This is a genomic window from Streptomyces sp. NPDC002884 (assembly GCF_040295245.1).
Lineage (GTDB): Bacteria > Actinomycetota > Actinomycetes > Streptomycetales > Streptomycetaceae > Streptomyces.
In genome coordinates this window covers 466,246-486,266 of sequence record NZ_JBEOVB010000004.1, presented here as the reverse complement: position 1 = coordinate 486,266, position 20,021 = coordinate 466,246, and the positions used below count along the sequence as shown (strand labels likewise).

Here is a 20,021-nt window from a genome sequence, read left to right as displayed (position 1 = left end):
TAACCCGACTTATCCGAACAGGTGCTCAGCTTTCCACTCGGGATCGACGCTGCTTTGCAGCTGTTTCCAGCCGTTTCAGCCGCTCACCACGGTGGTCAACGCCGTGCGCAGCCGCTCGGGATCGGTCGTCGGGGCGTCACATGTGAAGTTACGGCAGACATAAGCGGTCGGTTCACCGTTGACCGACGGCCGGTCGGCGAGCAACGGGAACTCGTCGCTCCCCGGGGTGCCGAACGCGACGACGGCCCCCGGGGCGGTGCCCAGAAGTGCCGTACGGTGCAACGCCGCCGACGCCGGATCGGCCGTGCCGGGCACGACCACGGCGACCTCGCGCGGCCCGTCGAGCAGCGCCTCCGCGGCGGCGAGCCCCCACCCGATGAACCGGGGCACCCGCGGCCCGAGCGCCTTCACGACGCCCAACGCCCGCTCCGCCGCCGTGCGGTGGGGTTCCGATCCGGTGTGGGCGGCGTAGCTCAGCAGCGCGCCCGCGGCGGCCGTCCAGCCGGAGGGCACCGCGTTGTCGGTCGGATCCTGCGGACGCCGGATGAGCCGCTCGGCGTCGGCCGCCGTGTCGTACAGCGCGCCGGACCCGGGGTCCACGAACCGGACGAGGACGTGGTCGAGCAGGAATCCGGCGAACTCCAGCCAGACGCCCTCCCCGGTCACGGAGGCGAGGGCGAGGAACCCCTCGGCCACGTCGGCGTAGTCCTCGAGGACCCCCGCGTTGGCCCCGGCCTTGCCGTCCTTGCTGGTACGGGCGATGCGGGCCTGCTCGTCGAGATGCAGCCGGACGAGGAGATCGGCGGCCCCGACCGCGGCCTCGACGAGATCCGGCCGGTCGAAGTAGGCGCCGGTCTCGGCGAGCGCGGCGATCGCGAGCCCGTTCCAGGCGGCGACGACCTTGTCGTCCCGGCCCGGCGCGGGCCGTCCGCCGCGCTCGCGCAGCAGCCGCTCCTTGATGCCGGCGATCCTCTCGGCGTCGAAGACCTCCTCCTGCTGCGGGAGCTGCAGGACGGAGGCGCCGTGCTCGAAGGTGCCCTCCTCGGTGACGCCGAAGCAGCGGGCGGCCAGCGCGGCGTCCTGCGGCCCGAGCACCTCGGTGAGCTGCTCGGGCGTCCAGACGTAGTACACGCCCTCGACGTGCTTCCCGCTCCCGTCGTCGCTGTCGGCGTCGAGCGCGGAGGCGAACCCGCCCTGCTCGGTACGGAGTTCGCGCACCATGAAGTCGGCCGTCTCCAGGGCGACCCGCCGGGCGAGTTCACTGCCGGTGGATCGCCAGAGATGGGCGTAGACCCGGCACAGCAGGGCGTTGTCGTACAGCATCTTCTCGAAGTGCGGCACGACCCAGTCACGGTCGACGGAGTACCGGGCGAACCCGCCGCCGAGCTGGTCGTAGATCCCGCCCCTGGCCATCCGTTCACAGGTGTCCCGGGCCATCTGCAGGGCGCCCTCGGCACCGGTCCGCGCATGGTGGCGGAGCAGGAACTCGATCACCATCGACGGCGGGAACTTCGGCGCGCCGGCGAACCCGCCCCGCTGCGGGTCGTACTCCCGGGTCAGCCCCAGCAGCGCCTGCGACAGCTCCTGCTCACCGGGGGCCACGCCGTCCCCGTAGGAGATCTCCCGCCCAGCCAGATCCCGGACGATCTTCCCGGCGACCTCGGCCACCTCGTCCCGCCGCTCGGTCCAGGCCTGCCGCACCCCGTCCAGCACCTGCCGGAAGGACGGCATGCCCTGCCGGGGCGCGGGCGGGAAGTACGTCCCGAAGTAGAAGGGCTCGGCGTCGGGCGTCAGGAACACGGTCATGGGCCAGCCGCCCTGGCCGGTGGCCGCCTGCACGGCCTCCATGTAGACGGCGTCGACGTCGGGACGCTCCTCCCGGTCGACCTTGACGCTGACGAAGTGCTCGTTGAGACGGTCGGCGGTCTCCTGGTCCTCGAAGGACTCGTGCGCCATCACATGGCACCAGTGGCAGCTCGAATATCCGACGCTCAGCAGCACCGGCACGCCCCGCCTGCGCGCCTCCTCGAAGGCCTCCGCCGACCAGGGCCACCAGTCGACGGGGTTGTCGGCGTGCTGGAGGAGGTACGGAGACGTCTCATGGGCCAGTCGGTTCGGCATGGGGACCATCCTGCCGCAGTACCCCGCCCGTCGGACGTCAGGCGCCCCCGGGCGGTCCACGCAGCGGCGACCCGGGGCCTTCGCCCCCTCGCGTCGCGGCTCCGCCCGCCGCACACTTGACCAAGGAAAGCGGTGACCTCCGGAGGGGGACGGGACATGCGGGACGGCCATAGGGCGGAAGCCGAGCGGTTGTTGGCGCGGGCCGTGGAGGAGGAGGTACGGCGCTCCGGCGGGCGCAGCGACCGGCAGGTGCTGATGACGCGGGCGCGCGGCGCGCTGGACGCCATGGCGCTGACGGCCGCCGAGGAGTACGAGGCCTACGCGCGCGCCCTGGAGGAGACCGAGGCCGGGCAGGTCAGTTTCGGACAGCGGTACGCGCGGGAGGGCGGACGGACTCCCCTGCTGGTGGCGGGTGTTGCGGCGGTCACGACGGCGGTCGCCGATCTGGCGCTGGGCACCGGGCCGGGTACCGCGCTCGGCGCCGGGGTGGCCGTCGGGGTCGTGGGCGCCGCGGCGACCGTCATGAAGGTGGCGGGCTCCCATCTGCCGGCCGCGCATCACCGGGCAGGCGAGGCGGGGCAGCCGGGCGGCGCCGAGCAACTGCGGCTGCAATGGCTCACCGCACTGGAGGTGCGGGGCATCCGGCCCTTCCTGGATCAGCAGCGGATGCTGAGCGCGACGACCGGCCCGAAGAAGGCGCCGGGACCGCAACTGCGCGGCACCGACAAGAGCGCGGCGGCGCGCGGACGGACCGTACTGGCCCAGTCCTTCACCCAACTCCCCGAATCGGCGGGCCCGTTCGCCGGACGCCGGACCGAACTCGGGCAGCTCCGGCAGTGGGTGCAGGCGGCGCGCGCCGGCACCCGGACCCGGCCGACGGTCGTCGTGCTGCACGGACCCCCCGGCAGCGGCCGCACCGCCCTCGCGGTGCGGGCCGCGCACGATCTGCGCGACCAGTTCCGCGGCGCCTGCGTGGTGGACCTGCGCGGCGACAGCGCGGAGGAGGCGCCCCTGCCCACCCGGGACGCCCTGCTGCACCTGCTGAACCGGCTCGGCGCGCCCCGCGAGCAGCTCCTCTTCCGTGAGCGCTCCTCCGCGGACCAGCAGGTCAAACGGCTCACCGAGCTGTACCAGCAGCACCTGACCGGTCTGCCGGTCACCGTGATCCTCGACGACGCCTCGGACCCCGAACAGGTCCGCGCACTTGTGCCGGAACGTTCCGACAGCCTGGTCCTGGTCACCGCCCGGAGCCCCCTGGGGCTGCCGGCCGAACTGTCCGCCTGGGTGCACGAACTGGCGGTGCGGCCCCTGGACGCGGCGGGCGCGGAGGAACTGCTGAGCGCGGCCGCCCGGGACGACTCGAGTCCGTACGACGCCGAATCCGCCGACCACATAAGGGAGTTGTGCGGCGGGCTGCCGCTGGCGCTGCGCATCGTGGGCTCCTCGCTGGGCCCGCGCTCACCGCGCGCGCTGGCGGCGGACCTGGGGGTGTACGGCCCGGTGGAGCCGGTCGAGCGCGCCCTGTGGCTGCGCTACACCGACCAGCCGGACGTGACCCGCAGACTGCTGCGCCGGCTGGCCCTGGCCGGACGGGCCTCGCTCGGCACGGCCGCGGCGGCCGCGCTCCTCGGCACGGACCGCGCGGAGGCGACCCGCCATCTCACGGCCCTCGCCGACGCCGGTCTGGTCGACCACGTCCGCGGCGACCGCTACCGCCTGCACGACCTGGTCCGCGCCTTCGCCCAGTCCCGGCTCCTCGACGAGGAGGAGCCGACCGAGCGCTCGGCGGCCCAGGAACGCCTGATCGTCAGCTACGCCGAACTCGCCGACTCCGTGCTGCGGCTGGTCGACGGCAACATGTCGACCCGCTCGGACCGCTTCACCCCGCACGGCTTCACCTCCCTGGACGAGGCGCTGCGCTGGCTGGACGACGAGTCGAGCTTCATCACGGCCACGCTGCGGCACGCGGAGGGCGTCGACCAGAACGCCGTACTGAGCCTGCTGGGCGCCCTGTGCGACTACTGCCTGCTGCGCGGCGACCTCTACCGGCTCGGTGAGATCAGCGAGCTGGCGCAATCGGTCGGCCAGGACCTGCTGGTGCGGTCCGTGCAGTGGCGTACCGGTATCGCGGCCCGGCAGCTGGGCGAACTGGACAAGGCCCGTACGACGCTCAGCTCGGTCGTCGACCTCTATCTCCAGGCCCACCACGACGCGGGCGCGGCCCGCGCCCTGTGCTCGCTGGGCATCACCCTGCACCACCAGGGCCAGTTGACGGAGGCGGCGGCGAAACTGCGGGAGGCGATGGACCTCCAGGCCGCGCCCGAGCTGGCCACGGACCGGGCCTGGACGATGCACGCGCTGGCGGCGGTGCAACGGGACAGGGCGCATCTCGCCGAGGCCCTCGACCTGCTCACCCGCTCACTGGTCCTGCACCGCGAGGGCGGCTCCGTGCACGGCGAGGCATGGGCGCACTTCCAGCTGGGCCAGCTGAATCTGCGCCGCGGCGACGTCCCGCGGGCCGAGGCCGATCTGCGCGAGGCCCTCGATCTGTACGGCCGCACCCGCGACGCGCGCGGCGAGGCCTGGGCCCTGACCCAGCTGGCCCGCGCCCGTCTGATCGCCGGGGATCCGGGCCCGGCGGCGGAGGACCTGCGCCGGGCTTCGGCACGGCACCGGGACAACGAGGACGCGCGCGGCGAGGCCTGGACGGTGTACTACCTGGGCCTGGCCCTGGAGGAGACGGGCGACCTGGACCACGCCGTCCGCGAGCTGGAACGCTCCCGCTCCCTCTTCTCCCGCATGCGGGACGTCTACGGCCTGGCCTGCGCCCGGCACCACTCGGCCCGGGTGACCCGCGACCAGCGCGCCGCCCAGACCGGTTCGCTGCGCAACTCGGGCTTCGCCCGGCAGCTCCTGGTCGACGCGCGCGCCGACTTCCAGCGCATCGGCGTCGCGCACGGCGAGGCCTGGACCTGCCTGGAACTCGCGATCGTGGACGCGGGGAACGCCCGTACGCAGGCGGCGCTGGCCCTGTGCGACGAGGCGGCCGGCCTGTTCGCCTCGTACGGCGACCGGCGCGGCGAGGACTGGGCCCGCTTCCTGCGCTGCACCCTGCTGCCGTACGCGGCCCCGGGCGGGGTGGAGGTCGGCACGGCGGTGGCCCAGGAGGAACTGGCCCAGCTGCTCCGCACGGACCACCCGCTGCGCGACAGCAGCCTCAACGAGTGCCTGGAGGCCTACGGCCTGCTGCTGGACCGGGGCATCCGCCTGGAGTCCGGCTGGCAGGCCTGGCGCCTGGGCATGGTCCCCGGCCGACACGGACGAGAGGTCATGGGCGTGGCGCTGGACGACGCGTAGACAGCCCGCCCGACCGGCCCGACGGCCCATCGGGCCCACCCGCACAAAAAAACGCCAGAACGGGGCAGAGGCGGAGACGGAGACGCCGGCGGAGGCGGAGGCGGAGGCGGAGGCAACGCGCGGGCACCGACCAGGGGCGGCGGGCGCGGGCCCCGGCAAGGGGCGCGGGCGCCGGACGGCGTCGGAATGGGCGCGTGCGCCGGGGGTGGGGCGGTCGGCCCGCACCCCGGCACACGTCCTCGCCGATCCGCTCGCTCACCGGCTCGTCACGCGGCCTCGCCGCGCACGCGCCTCACGAGGTCGAGGAGGGCTTCCCCGTCGAGGTCCCCGTCACGGTCGTCTTCGCGGCCGCCGTCGCCGTCGCACCGGCGGCGGACGTCCGCTCCGGGTCCGCCGGCTCCTTGAAGTCGACCTTGCCCATGTGCTTGCTCATGGACTTCATCAGGCCCCACACCGCCACGGCCATCGCCGCGAAGACGATGAAGCCGAGGACGCCGGGGGTGACCTTGTTCTCGTCGACCTCCTTGGCCAGCGGGACGAGGTGCGTCATTGCCAGACTCACGCTTGCGCTCATGTCAGGCATTGTCGCGGATGCCCGCAAAGAGGTCGTCCTCGGGGAGGGAGGTATCGACGCGGGACTTCGCGAGCTCGTACTCCTCCGTGGGCCAGACCTCCTTCTGGATCTCCATCGGCACCCGGAACCAGCCGCCGTCGGGGTCGATCTGCGTGGCGTGCGCGATCAGCGCCTTGTCACGGATCTCGTAGAAGTCGGCGCACGGGACGTGCGTGGTGAGCGTGCGCTCCTTCTGGCCGAACTCCTCCCAGCGCTTGAGCCACTCCCCGTAGGGGGACTCCAGGCCGCGGTCGAGCATCGCGTGGTGCAGCGCCTCGGTGCGGGGCCGGTTGAAGCCCTGGTTGTAGTACAGCTTCGACGGCCGGTACACGGGCCCGAACTCGGCCTCGGGGTACTTGGCGGCGTCGTCCGCGCCCTCGAAGGCCACCATCGAGATCTTGTGGGTCATGATGTGGTCGGGGTGCGGGTAGCCGCCGTTCTCGTCGTAGGTGGTGATCACCTGGGGACGGAAGGAGCGGATCTGCCGCACCAGCTCACCGGCCGCCTTGTCGACGTCCTCCAGGGCGAAGCAGCCGTCGGGCAGCGGCGGCAGCGGATCGCCCTCGGGCAGACCCGAGTCGATGAAGCCGAGCCACTCCTGCTTGATTCCGAGGATCTCGCGGGCCTCGTCCATCTCCTTCTTGCGTACCTCGTGGATGTGCTCCTCGATGTACTTGTCGCCCTGAAGCTTGGGATTGAGGATGGAGCCGCGCTCCCCGCCCGTGCAGGTCACCACCAGCACGTCCACCCCCTCGGACACGTACTTCGCCATGGTGGCCGCGCCCTTGCTCGACTCGTCGTCGGGGTGCGCGTGAACGGCCATCAGTCGCAGCTGGTCAGTCAAGACTCAATCCTCGGTAAGTCGGCGCCCGGTGTGAACCGGCGCGATCGCAGGCTTCTATAGTGACCGAATCGGAAGGCGAATAATTCCGTGCCGGGAGGACGATCATGAGTACGGCGAGCACGCGACTGCCCGAGGGCCGCTACGGCCGTTCCTCGGACGAGCGGGCCGACCACAGGCTCAGGATCGCCGGCGCCGTGCTGGGCGCGCTCCTGCTCGCCCTGGTCGGATACTTCGCCTACCACTACGTCGGCCAGAACAAGATCAGCGCCGAGGTGATCACCTTCAAGGCGACCTCGGACGAGGCGGTACAGCTCCACCTGGAGGTCCGCAAGGACTCGGGCGCGAGCGGCTACTGCACGGTGCGCTCGCAGTCGGCCGACGGCGCCGAGGTGGGGCGGGCCGACTTCCGTTTCGCCGGGTCGGACACGCGCATCGACAGGACGGTCACGCTGCGTACGACGGCGAAGGGCACGACGGCCGAGCTGCTCGGCTGTCACGCCGACTGACGCAGACCGCCGCCGGGCCGCCGGGCGGGAGTCGCCCTCCACAATACGTGCACGCTGACCTGCGTCGACGTAATTCTGATGGCTTATGTCCTCCCCCTACGGCCACTGAATTGTTAGGCTCGTGGTTTCGCCCATCGCCTGAGGAACATGCTTTTGGTAGGGCGATGCTTTGTATTCCCAGTACCGACGAGGAGCACCTGTGACCCAGACCAGCGAGTCCGTCACCTGGCTGACCCAGGAGGCGTACAACAAGCTCAAGGTCGAGCTTGAGTACCTTACTGGTCCTGCGCGCACGGAGATCGCCGCCAAGATCGCGGCCGCGCGCGAGGAGGGGGACCTGCGTGAGAACGGTGGGTACCACGCGGCCAAGGAGGAGCAGGGCAAGCAGGAGCTCCGTGTGCGCCAGCTGACCCAGCTTCTCGACAACGCCAAGGTCGGCGAGACCCCGGCTTCCGCGGACGGCGCGGTGGCGCCCGGCATGGTCGTGACGATCGCCTTCGACGGCGACGAGGACGACACCATGACCTTCCTGCTCGCCTCGCGCGAGTACGCGAGCTCGGACGTCGAGACCTACTCGCCGCAGTCCCCGCTGGGCACCGGCGTGATCGGCCACAAGGTCGGCGAGGACGCGGAGTACGAGCTGCCCAACGGCAAGAAGGCCTCCGTGCGCATCCTCAAGGCCGAGGCCTACAGCGGCTGACCGGCCCCTGTACGTCGCCCCCGCTGTGACCGGCCCCCGGCGCTCGTGCCGCCGGGGGCTTCGTCCTGCCCGGGAGCGCTCAGGCCGTCGCCGAGCGGTACTTGCGGACCGCCAGCGTCCGGAAGATCACGACGATCAGCACCGAGTAGATCAGCGAGGCCCAGACCGGGTGCTGCATGGGCCAGGCGTCGGACGGCGACTGCCCCGGGTTGGCGAAGAGCACCCGGCAGGCCTGGACGGTGGCACTGAACGGGTTCCACTCGGCGATGTGACGCAGCCACGGCGTCATGTTGCTGGTGTCCACGAACGCGTTGGAGATGAAGGTCACCGGGAAGAGCCAGATGAGTCCGCCGGAGGTGGCCGCCTCGGGGGTACGGACGCTCAGGCCGATCAGGGCGCCGATCCAGGTGAACGCGTAGCCGAGCAGGAGCAGCAGCCCGAAGGCGGCGAGCACCCGGGCGGCGTTGGTGCTGCCGTCGGAGCCGACCCGCCAGCCGACCAGCAGGGCGACCACCGCGAGGACCAGCAGGGTGAGCGCCGTCTGCACGAGGTCGGCGAGGGTGCGGCCGGTGAGCACCGCGCCGCGCGCCATGGGCAGGGACCGGAAGCGGTCGATGAGGCCCTTGTGCATGTCGTCGGCGATGCCCGCGCCGGCTCCGGCAGTGGCGAAGGTGACGGTCTGCGCGAAGATGCCCGCCATCAGGAAGTTCGTGTAGTCGGTGGCGCTCGTGCTGCCGCCGATCTGCATGGACCCGCCGAACACGTAGGTGAACAGCACCACGAACATGATCGGCTGGATGAGTCCGAAGATGACCATCTCCGGGATGCGGGACATCCGGATCAGGTTGCGCTTCGCGATCACCAGTGAGTCGCGGACGGACTGTCCGAGCGGGTGGGCGGGCTTGGGCGCCGCGCCGCGCACGGCGTCGGTGACGGCACTCATTCGACGGTCTCCCTCTCGCTCTTTCCGCTCCGACCGCGCTGGTCGTCGCGTCGGTCCTCTTCGCTCTCCTCGGCCTTCGTCTCGGCGACGTGTCCCGTCAGGGACAGGAAGACGTCGTCGAGGGTGGGGCGGCGCAGGCCGATGTCGTCGATCTCGATGCCGCGGGTGTCGAGCTCCCGGATGACCTCGGCGAGGAGCTTGGCGCCGCCGGTGACGGGCACGGTGAGCTTGCGGGTGTGCTGCTCGACGGTGGTCTCGCCCTTGCCGAAGCCGGCCAGCACCTCCGCGGCCGTGGCTATGTGGTCGCGTTCGTGCACCACGACCTCCACGCGTTCTCCGCCGGTGCGGGCCTTGAGCTGGTCGGAGGTGCCGCGGGCGATCACCCTGCCGTGGTCGACGACCGCGATGTCGTGCGCGAGATGGTCGGCCTCTTCGAGGTACTGGGTGGTGAGCAGCAAGGTCGTGCCGCCGGAGACGAGGCGCTTGATCACCTCCCACAGCATCTGGCGGTTGCGCGGGTCGAGGCCGGTCGTCGGCTCGTCCATGAACATCACGGGCGGCGAGACGACCAGTGCCGCGGCCAGGTCGAGGCGGCGGCGCATGCCCCCGGAGTAGGTCTTCGCGTTACGGTCGGCGGCTTCCGCGAGGCCGAACTGGTCGAGCAGCTCGGCGGCCCGGGCCTTCGCCGCGCCCGCCTTCATCTGGTACAGCTGGCCGACCATCTGGAGGTTCTCGCGGCCGGTGAGGTATTCGTCGACCGCGGCGAACTGTCCGGACAGGCCGATGGAGCGGCGGACCTCGTTGGGATGCTTGAGCACGTCGAGGCCGGCGACCATGGCCCGGCCGCGGTCGGGGCGCAGGAGCGTGGTCAGACAGCGGACCGTGGTGGTCTTTCCCGCTCCGTTCGGCCCGAGCAGGCCGAGGACCGTGCCCTCCGGGACGTCCAGGTCCACGCCGTCCAGAGCCTTTACGTCGCCGAAGGTCTTCACCAGGCCTTCGGCATAGATGGCACCTGGCATATCAGTCTCCACGTCATTGAGGATTCTTCGGAAAGCCTAGGTTTGTACTTTTCGTTCCGCCCGACAACGGGTGGGGGGAGCGGCGCGAACACACCATAACGCGATGTATCGCGTCTCACAACGGTCTTTCTCGAACGGGTGACGAAGGGACTCTGAGCAGGATCGAAGCGAGCACGAAACGAGCTCGGAGCGGGCTCCGAGCCGGTTCCGGGAGGGTCTCGCCCCTCGGGCGACGCCCCCTGCCGACTTCAGTCGATGACGGTGTAGCCGGCGTCGCGCAGGGCTCGGCCGACCTCGGCGCAGTGCGCCGGCCCCTTCGTCTCCAGATGCAGCTCGACCTCCGCCTCGGTCAGCCCGAGCCGGGGGTCGGTCCGCAGATGGCTCACGTCCAACACGTTAGCGTCGACCACTGACAACGCCCCCAGAAGCGTGGCGAGGGCGCCCGGCCGGTCCGTCAACCGCAGGCGTACGGCCAGGTAGCGGCCCTGCGCCGCCATGCCGTGCCGCAGGACGCGCTCCATCAGCACCGGGTCCACGTTGCCGCCGGACAGCACCGCGACGACCGGGCCCTCGAAGGCGCCGGGCGCGCCGAGCAGCGCGGCCACCGGGCTCGCCCCGGCCGGCTCGACGACCAGCTTGGCCCGCTCCAGGCACAGCAGCAGCGCCGCGGCCAGCTCGTCCTCCGTCACCGTGCGCACCTCGTCCACCAGATCGCCCACGATGGAGAACGGCACGTCACCGGGCCGGCCGACCTTGATGCCGTCGGCCATCGTCGCCGGGGTACGGATCGACACCGGACGCCCGGCCGCCAGCGAGGGCGGGTAGGCCGCGGCCCCCGCCGCCTGCACCCCGACGATCCGCACGTCCGGCCGCAGCGCCTTCACCGCGACCGCGATGCCCGCCGCCAGCCCGCCGCCGCCGATCCCGACGACGATCGTGCGCACCTCCGGGCACTGCTCGAGGATCTCCAGGCCGACCGTCCCCTGGCCCGCGATGATGTCGGGGTGGTCGAAGGGGTGGATGAACACCGCCCCCGTCCCGGCCGCGTACTCCTGCGCCGCGGCGAGCGTCTCGTCGACCACCTGACCGTGCAGGCGCACCTCGGCGCCGTACTCACGGGTGGCACTGATCTTCGGCAGCGGGGCGCCCTGGGGCATGAAGACCGTGGAGCGCACGCCCAGCACCGCCGAGGCCAGCGCCACGCCCTGCGCGTGATTGCCCGCGCTCGCCGCGACGACCCCGGCGGCCCGCTCCTCCGGCAGCAGCCCGGCGATCCGGACGTACGCGCCGCGCAGCTTGAACGACCCCGTCCGCTGGAGGTTCTCGCACTTGAGGTGCACCGGCGCCCCGACCAGCTGGGACAGGTGCCTGCTGCCCTCCATCGCGGTCGTCCGCGCCACGCCCGACAGCATCTTCTGGGCCCCGCGTACATCGTCGAGGGTGACGGGACGCAAGGAGTCAGCCGTGCGGTAGCTCATGACTCCAGCATCGCAGTTCACAGGCGGCCACGACCTCTGTGACCAACCTCCGAGACCGGTTTCCGCAGCGTCGGTACGACCCGCCTTCCAGCCGCGTACTCTGTCCCCCATTCCAGCAGCCCCTTCATGAAGTGAGCCCCCGGCCATGCCCACAACACCTGAAATGTCGATGGACATGACGACCGTCGGTGACACCGGTCTTCTCGACACGTTGCAGCACGAGGTCGCGGTGTTCGCCCGCCGGGCCGAACAGACCCGGCTCGGCGGCGTCGGGCAGGTGCGCAACTCCATGGACCGCGCCGCGTACCTGCTGCTCAACCGCCTCGACAAGGAAGGCCCGATGGGCGTCAAGGCGCTCGCGGCGAGCATGGGCATCGACTCGTCCACCGTCACCCGGCAGGTGGCTCCGCTCGTCGACACCGGCCTGGTCAAGCGGACCTCGCACCCCGAGGACGGACGGGCCGTGGTGCTCCAGCTGTCCCCGCGCGGGCAGTCCCGGCTGGAGGAAGTGCGGTCCTCCAGACGCCAGTTGATGGCCGAGTTGACGGACGACTGGGCACCGGAGGAGCGCGAGACGTTCTGCGAGCTCCTCACCCGCTTCAACACCGCGCTGTCCTCACGGATGGCGGCCCAGGGAGTACCCGGCGCCGAGCCGTCGTCGGCCGCTTCCTGAACCGGTCGCCCGCGCGCGGCGACTTTCGGGCAGCCGTGCGCGGCTCTTGACCGAAAGCCCGCCCTGGGCCTCATATGAGACCGGGGCGTATGGCCCTCGAGGGGGACGCCGTCAGGCGGGAGGCTCGGTGTGCGAGACAGGCGTGCGGCCCAGGAAGCCCGCCGGACCCGGGAGTTCGAGGCGTTCGTCGCCGGAGCGGGCGGGCGGCTGCTGCACGCCGCCACACTGCTCACGGCGGAGGCGCCGGCCGACAACCCGCGCGCACGGCGCCTGCTGACACTCGCCCTCGCACACACGTACGCGTGCTGGGACCGGCTGCACGGCGAGGACCCCTACAACCGGGCCCGTGAGTACCTGGCCACCCGCTTCGCCCACGGCGCCTGGCACCGGTACGCCGCTCTGCCCCTCGGCCGGCCGCTCCCCGCCGTCGGCCCGCTGGCACGGCTCACCCCCCAGGAGCGCCTCGTCCTGGTCCTCAGGCTCTACGAGGGCGTCGCCGACGAACAGGTGGCGGCCCTGCTCGGCCTGCCGGCGGAACGGATCCGTACGGTCTGCGACCGGGCGACGGCGACGCTCCTGCATCCGCCGCGGGGCCCGGCGCCCGCGGTGCGCCGGGCGAGGGCGGCGGCGTCGTGAACCGGCCCGAGCGGGAGGCCGCCGTGCGGCAGATCATGGAGCGGACGCCACCGCACGTGCCCACGGAACTCCACGCGGACGTCGTACGCCGGGGCGCCCGGATACTGCGCCGCCGGACGGTCGCCCGGCGGGTGCTGTGGCTGCTGCTGTTCGCGGCCGCGGTGGCGTTCACGGTCTGGGCGGTGGTGGCCCAGCCGTGGGTGGAGCCGCCGTCGCAGACGACTCCACCGCTGACCGGCTGGTGACCCCGAAGGCCGGCCGAAGGCCTTCCGAGGGACGCCTTCTAGCCGAGAGCCTGCTGAAGGTCGGCGAGGAGGTCGTCGATGTTCTCGATGCCGACGGAGAGCCGGACGAGGTCGCCGGGAACCTCCAGCGCCGAGCCGACCACGGACGCGTGCGTCATGCGCCCCGGGTGCTCGATGAGGGACTCGACGCCACCCAGCGACTCGCCGAGGGTGAAGACCTTGGCCCGGTTGCACACCTCGACCGCGGCCTCCTCGCCCCCGGCGACCTGGAAGGAGATCATGCCGCCGAACGCCCGCATCTGCTTGGCCGCGATCTCGTGACCGGGGTGGTCCGGCAGACCGGGGTACAGCACCTTCGTCACGCGCGCGTGCCGGGTCAGCATGTCGGCGACCTTGGTGGCGTTCTCGCTGTGCCGGTCCATGCGCACCGACAGCGTCTTGGCGCCGCGCAGCACCAGCCAGGAGTCGAAGGGCCCGGCGATCGCGCCCATCGCGTTCTGGTGGTAGGCCAGCTCCTCGCCCAGCTCCGCGTCGCCGGTGATCAGCGCGCCGCCGACGACGTCCGAGTGACCGCCCATGTACTTGGTCAGGGAGTGCACCACGACGTCCGCGCCGAGCGCCAGCGGCTGCTGAAGGTACGGCGTGGCGAAGGTGTTGTCGACCACGAGACGGGCGCCCGCCTCACGGGCGATCTGGGCGACGGCGGCGATGTCGGTGATGCCGAGGAGCGGGTTGGACGGGGTCTCCACCCACACGGCCTTGGTCTTCGGGGTGATCGCGGCCCGCACGGCGGCGGCGTCACCGGTGTCGGCGACCGACCACTCCACACCCCAGCGGGCGACGACCTTCGCGAAGAGCCGGAACGTGCCGCCGTAGGCGTCGTTCGGGATCACCACGTGGTCCCCGGGACTGAGCAGCGTACGCAACAGGCAGTCCTCGGCCGCCAGTCCGGAAGCGAACGCGAGACCTCGGCGGCCGCCTTCGAGGGCGGCGAGGTTCTCCTCCAGGGCGGTCCTGGTCGGGTTGGCGCTGCGGCTGTACTCGTAGCCGCCGCGCAGACCGCCGACGCCGTCCTGCTTGTAGGTCGAGACCTGGTAGATCGGCGGGACCACCGCGCCGGTGAGGGGATCGGCGGTGTTGCCCGCGTGGATCGCGAGGGTCTCGAAGTGCTGACTGATGTGCCTGTCGCTCATGAGCACCGAGCGTAGTCCGCTCGCGGGCCTGCTGCGGGACGGCGGGAGTGCGCGGGCGCAGACGGACGGCCCGCACCCGGCCCCCTGACGGCCCGCCCACCGCCCGCCGACCGCCCTCCGCGGACGTTTTTCCACAGGCTCGGGAGCGGGTTGGCCAATTGTCGGCGCGGTCTGGTTCGCTTGAGGCATGGAGATTCTGTTCGTCCTGATGGCGCTGCTCATGGTCAGCTTCGTGCTGCTGCCGTTCCTGCGGCGCAGGCGCGGCATGATCGAGCAGGTCCCGGCGGGCCACCCGGACGCCGCGGACCCCGAGACCTACGGGTTCGTGCGCACGGAGGAGCTGGACATCCGCATGCCCGGCCCCGACCAGGACCTGCTGGACGTCCTGGACGTGGTGCAGCACACACAGGACTACCGGGCCGCGCAGCAGTTGCTGGCCGGCACGGAGACGACGGGCGAGCTGCGCTGGCAGCGCGTGCAGGCCTTCGCGGGCGCGGCGGCGCTGGAGCTCCAGCAGCGGCCGGGCGGCGTCAGCGAGACGCCCGGCGGGCAGTGGCTGCGGGTGTGGCGCACGGAGGCGCCCAAGGACGCGGGCGGCGCGGCGGTGCACGCCGAGTTCCTGGTGCAGCAGGCGTGGCGGACGTCGACGCGGGGCACGGACGACTTCCGGATCATCATGGAGGAGGCGAAGGACGCCTGCGGTCAGGCGGCGCTGCTCTCCCCCGGTGACCCGATCCCGTACTTCGTCGAGTTGTCGGTGGCCCGCGGTCTTCAGTACGCGCAGAAGGAGTTCGAACAGCTCTGGCTGAAGATCCTGGACCGTGCCCCGGCGCACATGGGGGCGCATCTGGCGGCGCTGCACTACTGGTGCGAGAAGTGGCACGGCTCGCGCGAACTGGCGAACTCCTTCGCGGAGGCGGCGGCCGCGAGAGCCCCCCAGGGCTCGCTCCTCGCGGCCATGCCGCTGTTCGCGGTCTTCGAGCACCTCCCCGAGGTGAACCTGGTCAGCGGCTTCTACCAGAGCGAGGTAGTGACGAAGGCGATGCACGGCGCGCTGTTCGCGGTGCACGCGGCCCGTCCCGACGACCCGATGCTGGCGCACGTCCGCCACCTGCTGATCTTCTTCCTGGTGCGCGCCGAACGCTGGTCCGAGGCGATGAACCAGCTCATACACGTGGACGGCCATGTGGGCGCCCTCCCGTGGACCCTCTCCCCCGACCCGGCCGGTGAGTTCGCGGTCTACCGGGCGCTGGCGGTGGCGGGCTACGAGGCGAACGGCGGCAGCCCGGCGACGCTGCCGCACTGAGGTACTGCCGTACTGACGCACTGCCGTAGTGCCGCACTGCCGTAGTGCCGCACCGGGCCCTTCCGCAGCCGACCGGGCCGGCCTCCAGGAACCCACGGCGAGGAGCTGCGGCGGTCGGCCGGAATCCCGTGGGCGCCGTGCGCGTTGCCCCGCACGGCCCCTCAGCTCCCCTCCTGGAGACCGCATGTTCCCGCACGGCCACACCCTCCGGCTCCCGACGCCCGAACAGGCTCTGCAAGGCCGTCCGGCGCCGTTCTACTCCGTCCTCGACCGGCACACCGTCCTCGGCAACCCCCTCCTCGGCCCCTACCCCCGGGGCCTCGAGGTCGCCGACTTCGGCATGGGCTGCTTCTGGGGCGCGGAGCGCGGGTTCTGGCAGCTCCCGGCAGGGGTGTGGACGACCGTGGTCGGCTACCAGGGCGGCCACACCGAACACCCCACCTACGAGGAGGTCTGCTCGGGCCTGACCGCCCACACGGAGGTCGTCCGCGTGGTCTTCGACCCGGCGGTGATCTCGTACGAGCGCCTGCTGACGACGTTCTGGGAGTCCCACGACCCCACCCAGGGCTTCCGCCAGGGCAACGACGTCGGCACCCAGTACCGCTCCGCGGTCTTCACCCACTCCCCGGCCCAGGCAAGAGCAGCCGAGTCCTCCCGCACGTCCTACCAGCAGGCCCTCACCGCCTCGGGCCACGCCCCGATCACCACAGAGATCCTCCCGGCCCAGGACCACCCCTTCTACGCGGCCGAGACCCGCCACCAGCAGTACCTCGCCAAAAACCCGGGCGGCTACTGCGGGGCGGGCGGGACGGGGGTCAGGCTGAGCGACCCGTTCGGAACGGTCGGAACGGACCGGGGGCCCTCCTGCCCGACGGGCATCGCTTGCCCGACGGGCATCGCTGCGGCTCCCGCCTCGCAGCCGTGATCCCGAGTACGTCGGCGGCCGGGGCCCGGCGGGGTCCGCAAGGTCGGTGGCGCGTACGCCCTCAGGGCGGCACGGTGTGAAGTCGCCCGGCAGGCCATTGACCTTGACACGGTGACAAGGCCTTCACTGCATGCCGAGGAGGTGGTCCCGATGACCATGACGAGACAGGACGCCGATGCGACACGAGCGCTCCAGGGCCTGGAGGACGGCCGTTCGTCCGTGCGGCTGCGGGCGGCGCTGGCGGTCGGCACGACACCGGATCCGCGCTTCGTCGACAAGCTCGTCGAGCGATGCGCGATCGAGCCCGAGTTCTTCGTCCGCGACATGCTGACCTGGGCGCTCACCCGCCACCCGGTGTCCATGACGCTCCCCGGACTGCTCCGCGAAGTCCGCTCGGAGCGTGCGCAGGCACGGAGCCAGGCGCTGCACACGCTGTCCAAGATCGGGGACCGGCAGGCGTGGCCCGCGATCACACCGGCGCTCCTGTCCGACGCCGACGACGAAGTGGCGCGGACCGCCTGGCGGGCCGCGGTCGTACTCGTGCCGGAAAGCGGGAAGTCCGGGTTGGCCGCGGCGCTGGCGACGCAGTTCGGGCGCGGTGAGCGGGAGACGCAGCAGAGTCTCAGCCGGGCGCTGGTCGCGCTGGGTGAGGTCGTTCGGCCGACTCTGCGTGGCGCGGCAACGGCCCCTGACCGGCGCGTGCGCACGCACGCGCTCGCCACGGCACGGCTGCTGCGCGACCCGGACACCGGCTTCGAGTTCGCGATCGAGGAGGCGAAACGCATCGTCGCCCTCGGCCGGTCGGACCAGGAGGACGACGGGACGTGCTGATCGGTGAGGTGGCGCGACGGTCCGGGGTCAGTGCCCGCATGCTCAGGCACTACGAGTCGCTCGGCCTGATACGGCCTTCCGGCCGTACGGGCACCGGCTACCGGGAGTACTCCGGCGAGGACATCCGGCGGATCTTCCACATCGAGAGCCTGCGGTCGCTGGGGCTGTCGCTGCGTGAGATCGGGCGCGCGCTCGACGACCCCGGCTTCACGCCCTCGGCACTCGTCGGCGACCTCATCCGCCAGACCCGCCGGCGCATCGCGGCCGAGACCGAGCTGCTCACCCGGCTCCGCCGGATCGATGCCGCGGAGCCCTCCGGCTGGGAGGACGTCCTCCAGGCCGTCGCGTTCCTCCAGGCGCTGGGGGCGAAGAGCGCTGCCGCGCGCCAACGCGCGGCCCTTTCCTCGGTCGACGAGGTTCCGGTGCCGGTGGAAGCCCTGGTCGAGGCGGTGCTGAGGGAGGCGGAGCCGAACGTCGCCGGAGCCCTTCGATGGGCACTGGCGCGATCGGGCGACGGCGGCACGGCACTGCTGACGGAGGGCCTCGGCTCACCGGTGGCCGCGGTACGGGAACGAGCCGTCCGCTCCCTGGCCGAGATGCCCGGTGGTGAGGCCACCGCCCGGCTGCGGGACGCCCTCACGAACCCCGATGCGGTGGTCCGCGGCCATGCGGCTCTGGCGCTCGGGACCCGCGGAGTGGCCGATGCGGTCCCGACGCTCATCGACATGATCGTGGAGGGAACGAACGACACCGACGCGGCCGATGCGCTGAGCATGCTGGCGAACGACACCGCGACGGCGGACGGGATCGCCACGAGGCTCGTCGACCGCCTCGCCCTCGACACCACCGAAGCGCCCGCACGCGGACGGCTGACGCAGGCGCTGGCGGACATCCCGGGGATCGCGGCCTCCCGTGCCCTCCTGGAGCTGTCGCACGACGGGGACCGTGCCGTCGCGCTGACCGCGACGTACCTTCTCCGGCTGCGCGACACCCGCTGACGGCCCTGTCCCGGGGCGCTGCGTCCACGGCCCTCGGGGCGAGACCCGCACGGCGCCGCCGCCGACGCTCCCCGGCACGGCGAACGTCGGTCGAAAACCGGTGGCCGCCCGGACCGTCCGACGTGCTGTCCCGTGCGCCGGACCTTCATGTGCCCGCACGGCGTGTGATCTCGCGCGGGCCCGTCCCCGCCCTCACATCCCGGCCATACCGCCACCCGTGAGGCCCGGAGCAAGCGCCGGGAACCAGAAGACGGCGACGGCCAAGGCGATCGAGGAGATCCCCACGACACGGGCCACCAGAGGGCCGGCCGGAGCCAGCTTCTCCGTGGTGATCACGGCGGTCAGGACCACCATGGCCCACAGATTCATCACGCCGAACGCCGCGAGCAGCACCATCAGCGACCAACAGCAGCCCAGGCAGAAGGCCCCGTGGTGGACCCCCACACGCAGATCGCGCGAGGGCCCCGAGTACGAGGCGTAGCGCAGCATCAGCCCGAGCGGCGAGCGGCACCTCGCCAGGCAGCGGTCTTTGAGGGGCGTGAGCTGGTAGACACCGCTGATCGCGAAAACGGCCGCGGCGACTGCCGTCCCCGTCGCGGCGGGGAGGCTCGCCACGCGGCCCAGGCCGACGGCCAGCCCGTACGCCGGCAGCCCGGCCGCGGCCCAGACGAGCAGGTAGGCGACGGTGAAAACGACCATGCGCGGCACCCGGTGCACGGTGATGGTGCGGGCGTACAGCGCGGCGACGGGCGCCGTGGCGGGCAGCATCATCGCAGCCGTCATCAGCGTCCACACGGCCAGGAAAGCAGGCAGGCCCAAGCCCATGGTGCCCGGCATCGCCTGCGTGCCGTCCCAGCGCGTCACCACCCAGACCCAGGCGGCGGCCGCCGCGACCAACAGCAGTCCGGCGGGGCCCGCCCTGCGACGGACGGTGACCGGCCGACCTGTCACGCGGACCACGTGAAGGGCGCGGAGTGTCCGTTGCCGCCGGAGAAGTCCCAGGATCGGCCGTACACGCCGTCGCCCGTCGCCCGGGTGGACCGGGCGATGGTCAGTGTGCTGTTCACCGGGTGGAACATGCCGGTCAGGCCCATGACCGGTCCTTCCTCGCCGTACTGAGGGGCGACCTGGTCCTCGATCTCGATGTCGATGGCGTCGCCCACCCGCGCGGCGTGGCGGCGGCCGTCGTCGCGGTAGTCGATGGGAGCGCGCTCCATGCCGAGGACCTCGCCGATGAGCGGGGTGAGCGCCGCCATCGGCCCGCCGGCGTGGCCGGAGAAGACCTTGCCCAGCGCCTCCGCCTGGCCGTCGTCGGCCGAAGCGTCGAGGTACAGCGCCACCTGCCAGCCGCCGTCGGCCATCACCCGGGGCGCGTCGATGAAGACGGCGACGCTGCGGTCGGAGACATCCACGCCGTCCACGCTCCCGCTGTCCACGTGGAACGCCAGGGTCACCTGGCAGCGCTCGTGGTCGGCCGGCGCGGTGAGGCCCGAGGTGGTGCAGGGGCATACCACGTCGCAGTTGCAGCTCTCCAGATATGTGCCGTTCAGATTCCAGGACATGGCTCTACCTCCCCTTCGCAGGGTCCGTTCTGTCCCGGTTCCGCTCTTGTCCAGGATATTCCCGGCGACGC

General features: G+C 72.0%; 19 protein-coding genes. 10 read left to right on the top strand and 9 right to left on the bottom strand.

The window, feature by feature from the left end; translation table 11 throughout:
- Positions 1–75: 75 nt before the first annotated feature.
- The gene (locus ABT070_RS12300) at positions 76–2,121 is read right to left on the bottom strand and encodes a thioredoxin domain-containing protein (protein WP_351758375.1); all 2,046 of its coding nucleotides are present in this window, start codon (positions 2,119–2,121) and stop codon (positions 76–78) included.
- Between the two features lie 156 nt (positions 2,122–2,277).
- Here ABT070_RS12300 and ABT070_RS12295 point away from each other — a divergent pair, with 156 nt between their 5' ends.
- Positions 2,278–5,478 (top strand): tetratricopeptide repeat protein, encoded by a 3,201-nt coding sequence (locus ABT070_RS12295; RefSeq protein WP_351758372.1) that lies wholly within the window; start codon positions 2,278–2,280, stop codon positions 5,476–5,478.
- Positions 5,479–5,770: 292 nt separating this feature from the next.
- On the opposite strand, the gene ABT070_RS12290 is transcribed toward ABT070_RS12295, so the two are convergent.
- Positions 5,771–6,061 (bottom strand): hypothetical protein, encoded by a 291-nt coding sequence (locus tag ABT070_RS12290; RefSeq protein WP_351758369.1) that lies wholly within the window; start codon positions 6,059–6,061, stop codon positions 5,771–5,773.
- Positions 6,054–6,914 (bottom strand): mycothiol conjugate amidase Mca, encoded by an 861-nt coding sequence (gene mca / locus ABT070_RS12285; RefSeq protein WP_351758566.1) that lies wholly within the window; start codon positions 6,912–6,914, stop codon positions 6,054–6,056. The genes ABT070_RS12290 and mca overlap by 8 nt, the downstream gene beginning before the upstream one ends.
- Before the next feature lie 125 nt (positions 6,915–7,039).
- Between mca and ABT070_RS12280 the strand changes: the two genes are divergently transcribed.
- Together ABT070_RS12280 and greA are read left to right on the top strand one after the other, a co-directional pair.
- On the top strand, positions 7,040–7,441 hold the full coding sequence (locus tag ABT070_RS12280) for a DUF4307 domain-containing protein (protein ID WP_351758367.1): 402 nt from the start codon (positions 7,040–7,042) through the stop codon (positions 7,439–7,441).
- A 199-nt stretch (positions 7,442–7,640) separates the two neighbouring features.
- Complete coding sequence (gene greA / locus ABT070_RS12275) at positions 7,641–8,141, top strand: transcription elongation factor GreA (protein WP_351758364.1); 501 nt, start codon at positions 7,641–7,643, stop codon at positions 8,139–8,141.
- Between the two features lie 79 nt (positions 8,142–8,220).
- Here the strand turns inward: greA and ABT070_RS12270 are convergent, their stop codons facing one another.
- The 3 genes from ABT070_RS12270 to ilvA form a co-directional block, all read right to left on the bottom strand.
- Entirely contained in the window at positions 8,221–9,084 is an 864-nt protein-coding gene (locus tag ABT070_RS12270; RefSeq protein ID WP_351758361.1) for an ABC transporter permease, read from the bottom strand.
- Positions 9,081–10,103, bottom strand: a complete 1,023-nt coding sequence (locus ABT070_RS12265; RefSeq protein ID WP_351758359.1) for an ATP-binding cassette domain-containing protein — start codon at positions 10,101–10,103, stop codon at positions 9,081–9,083. The genes ABT070_RS12270 and ABT070_RS12265 overlap by 4 nt, the downstream gene beginning before the upstream one ends.
- Positions 10,104–10,351: 248 nt before the next feature.
- Positions 10,352–11,581, bottom strand: coding sequence for a threonine ammonia-lyase (gene ilvA, locus ABT070_RS12260; RefSeq protein ID WP_351758356.1), 1,230 nt, complete (start codon positions 11,579–11,581; stop codon positions 10,352–10,354).
- 163 nt (positions 11,582–11,744) lie between these two features.
- On the opposite strand from ilvA, the gene ABT070_RS12255 reads away from it, so the two are divergent.
- The 3 genes from ABT070_RS12255 (at position 11,745) to ABT070_RS12245 (ending at position 13,135) form a co-directional block, all read left to right on the top strand.
- Positions 11,745–12,254 (top strand): MarR family winged helix-turn-helix transcriptional regulator, encoded by a 510-nt coding sequence (locus ABT070_RS12255; RefSeq protein ID WP_351758354.1) that lies wholly within the window; start codon positions 11,745–11,747, stop codon positions 12,252–12,254.
- A 129-nt stretch (positions 12,255–12,383) separates the two neighbouring features.
- On the top strand, positions 12,384–12,890 hold the full coding sequence (locus ABT070_RS12250; protein ID WP_351758351.1) for a sigma factor-like helix-turn-helix DNA-binding protein: 507 nt from the start codon (positions 12,384–12,386) through the stop codon (positions 12,888–12,890).
- Positions 12,887–13,135 carry a hypothetical protein gene (locus tag ABT070_RS12245; RefSeq protein WP_351758349.1) on the top strand — a complete coding sequence of 83 codons (249 nt, stop codon included), beginning with the start codon at positions 12,887–12,889 and terminating at the stop codon, positions 13,133–13,135. Before ABT070_RS12250 ends, ABT070_RS12245 begins: the two co-directional genes overlap by 4 nt.
- Positions 13,136–13,173: 38 nt before the next feature.
- Here ABT070_RS12245 and ABT070_RS12240 read toward each other — a convergent pair whose 3' ends face one another.
- Positions 13,174–14,328, bottom strand: coding sequence for a cystathionine gamma-synthase (locus tag ABT070_RS12240; RefSeq protein WP_351758347.1), 1,155 nt, complete (start codon positions 14,326–14,328; stop codon positions 13,174–13,176).
- A 187-nt stretch (positions 14,329–14,515) separates the two neighbouring features.
- On the opposite strand from ABT070_RS12240, the gene ABT070_RS12235 reads away from it, so the two are divergent.
- From ABT070_RS12235 to ABT070_RS12220, 4 genes are all read left to right on the top strand, one after another.
- On the top strand, positions 14,516–15,634 hold the full coding sequence (locus ABT070_RS12235; RefSeq protein WP_351758344.1) for a hypothetical protein: 1,119 nt from the start codon (positions 14,516–14,518) through the stop codon (positions 15,632–15,634).
- A 184-nt stretch (positions 15,635–15,818) separates the two neighbouring features.
- Complete coding sequence (gene msrA / locus ABT070_RS12230) at positions 15,819–16,559, top strand: peptide-methionine (S)-S-oxide reductase MsrA (RefSeq protein WP_351758341.1); 741 nt, start codon at positions 15,819–15,821, stop codon at positions 16,557–16,559.
- 150 nt (positions 16,560–16,709) lie between these two features.
- Positions 16,710–17,390, top strand: a complete 681-nt coding sequence (locus tag ABT070_RS12225) for a HEAT repeat domain-containing protein (RefSeq protein WP_351758339.1) — start codon at positions 16,710–16,712, stop codon at positions 17,388–17,390.
- Positions 17,384–18,388, top strand: coding sequence for a MerR family transcriptional regulator (locus tag ABT070_RS12220; RefSeq protein WP_351758337.1), 1,005 nt, complete (start codon positions 17,384–17,386; stop codon positions 18,386–18,388). Before ABT070_RS12225 ends, ABT070_RS12220 begins: the two co-directional genes overlap by 7 nt.
- Positions 18,389–18,580: 192 nt before the next feature.
- Here ABT070_RS12220 and ABT070_RS12215 read toward each other — a convergent pair whose 3' ends face one another.
- Positions 18,581–19,339, bottom strand: a complete 759-nt coding sequence (locus tag ABT070_RS12215) for a DUF2182 domain-containing protein (RefSeq protein ID WP_351758334.1) — start codon at positions 19,337–19,339, stop codon at positions 18,581–18,583.
- Complete coding sequence (locus ABT070_RS12210; protein ID WP_351758331.1) at positions 19,336–19,950, bottom strand: DUF1326 domain-containing protein; 615 nt, start codon at positions 19,948–19,950, stop codon at positions 19,336–19,338. The genes ABT070_RS12215 and ABT070_RS12210 overlap by 4 nt, the downstream gene beginning before the upstream one ends.
- Positions 19,951–20,021: the final 71 nt, after the last annotated feature.

Bases quoted from the DNA above. Each gene is read 5' to 3' on its own strand.
- ABT070_RS12300 (WP_351758375.1), bottom strand. From the start codon at position 2,121: ATGCCGAACCGACTGGCCCATGAGACGTCTCCGTACCTCCTCCAGCAC.
- ABT070_RS12295 (WP_351758372.1), top strand. From the start codon at position 2,278: ATGCGGGACGGCCATAGGGCGGAAGCCGAGCGGTTGTTGGCGCGGGCC.
- ABT070_RS12290 (WP_351758369.1), bottom strand. From the start codon at position 6,061: ATGCCTGACATGAGCGCAAGCGTGAGTCTGGCAATGACGCACCTCGTC.
- mca (WP_351758566.1), bottom strand. From the start codon at position 6,914: ATGGCCGTTCACGCGCACCCCGACGACGAGTCGAGCAAGGGCGCGGCC.
- ABT070_RS12280 (WP_351758367.1), top strand. From the start codon at position 7,040: ATGAGTACGGCGAGCACGCGACTGCCCGAGGGCCGCTACGGCCGTTCC.
- ABT070_RS12270 (WP_351758361.1), bottom strand. From the start codon at position 9,084: ATGAGTGCCGTCACCGACGCCGTGCGCGGCGCGGCGCCCAAGCCCGCC.
- ABT070_RS12265 (WP_351758359.1), bottom strand. From the start codon at position 10,103: ATGCCAGGTGCCATCTATGCCGAAGGCCTGGTGAAGACCTTCGGCGAC.
- ilvA (WP_351758356.1), bottom strand. From the start codon at position 11,581: ATGAGCTACCGCACGGCTGACTCCTTGCGTCCCGTCACCCTCGACGAT.
- ABT070_RS12255 (WP_351758354.1), top strand. From the start codon at position 11,745: ATGTCGATGGACATGACGACCGTCGGTGACACCGGTCTTCTCGACACG.
- ABT070_RS12240 (WP_351758347.1), bottom strand. From the start codon at position 14,328: ATGAGCGACAGGCACATCAGTCAGCACTTCGAGACCCTCGCGATCCAC.
- ABT070_RS12235 (WP_351758344.1), top strand. From the start codon at position 14,516: ATGGAGATTCTGTTCGTCCTGATGGCGCTGCTCATGGTCAGCTTCGTG.
- msrA (WP_351758341.1), top strand. From the start codon at position 15,819: ATGTTCCCGCACGGCCACACCCTCCGGCTCCCGACGCCCGAACAGGCT.
- ABT070_RS12225 (WP_351758339.1), top strand. From the start codon at position 16,710: ATGACCATGACGAGACAGGACGCCGATGCGACACGAGCGCTCCAGGGC.
- ABT070_RS12210 (WP_351758331.1), bottom strand. From the start codon at position 19,950: ATGTCCTGGAATCTGAACGGCACATATCTGGAGAGCTGCAACTGCGAC.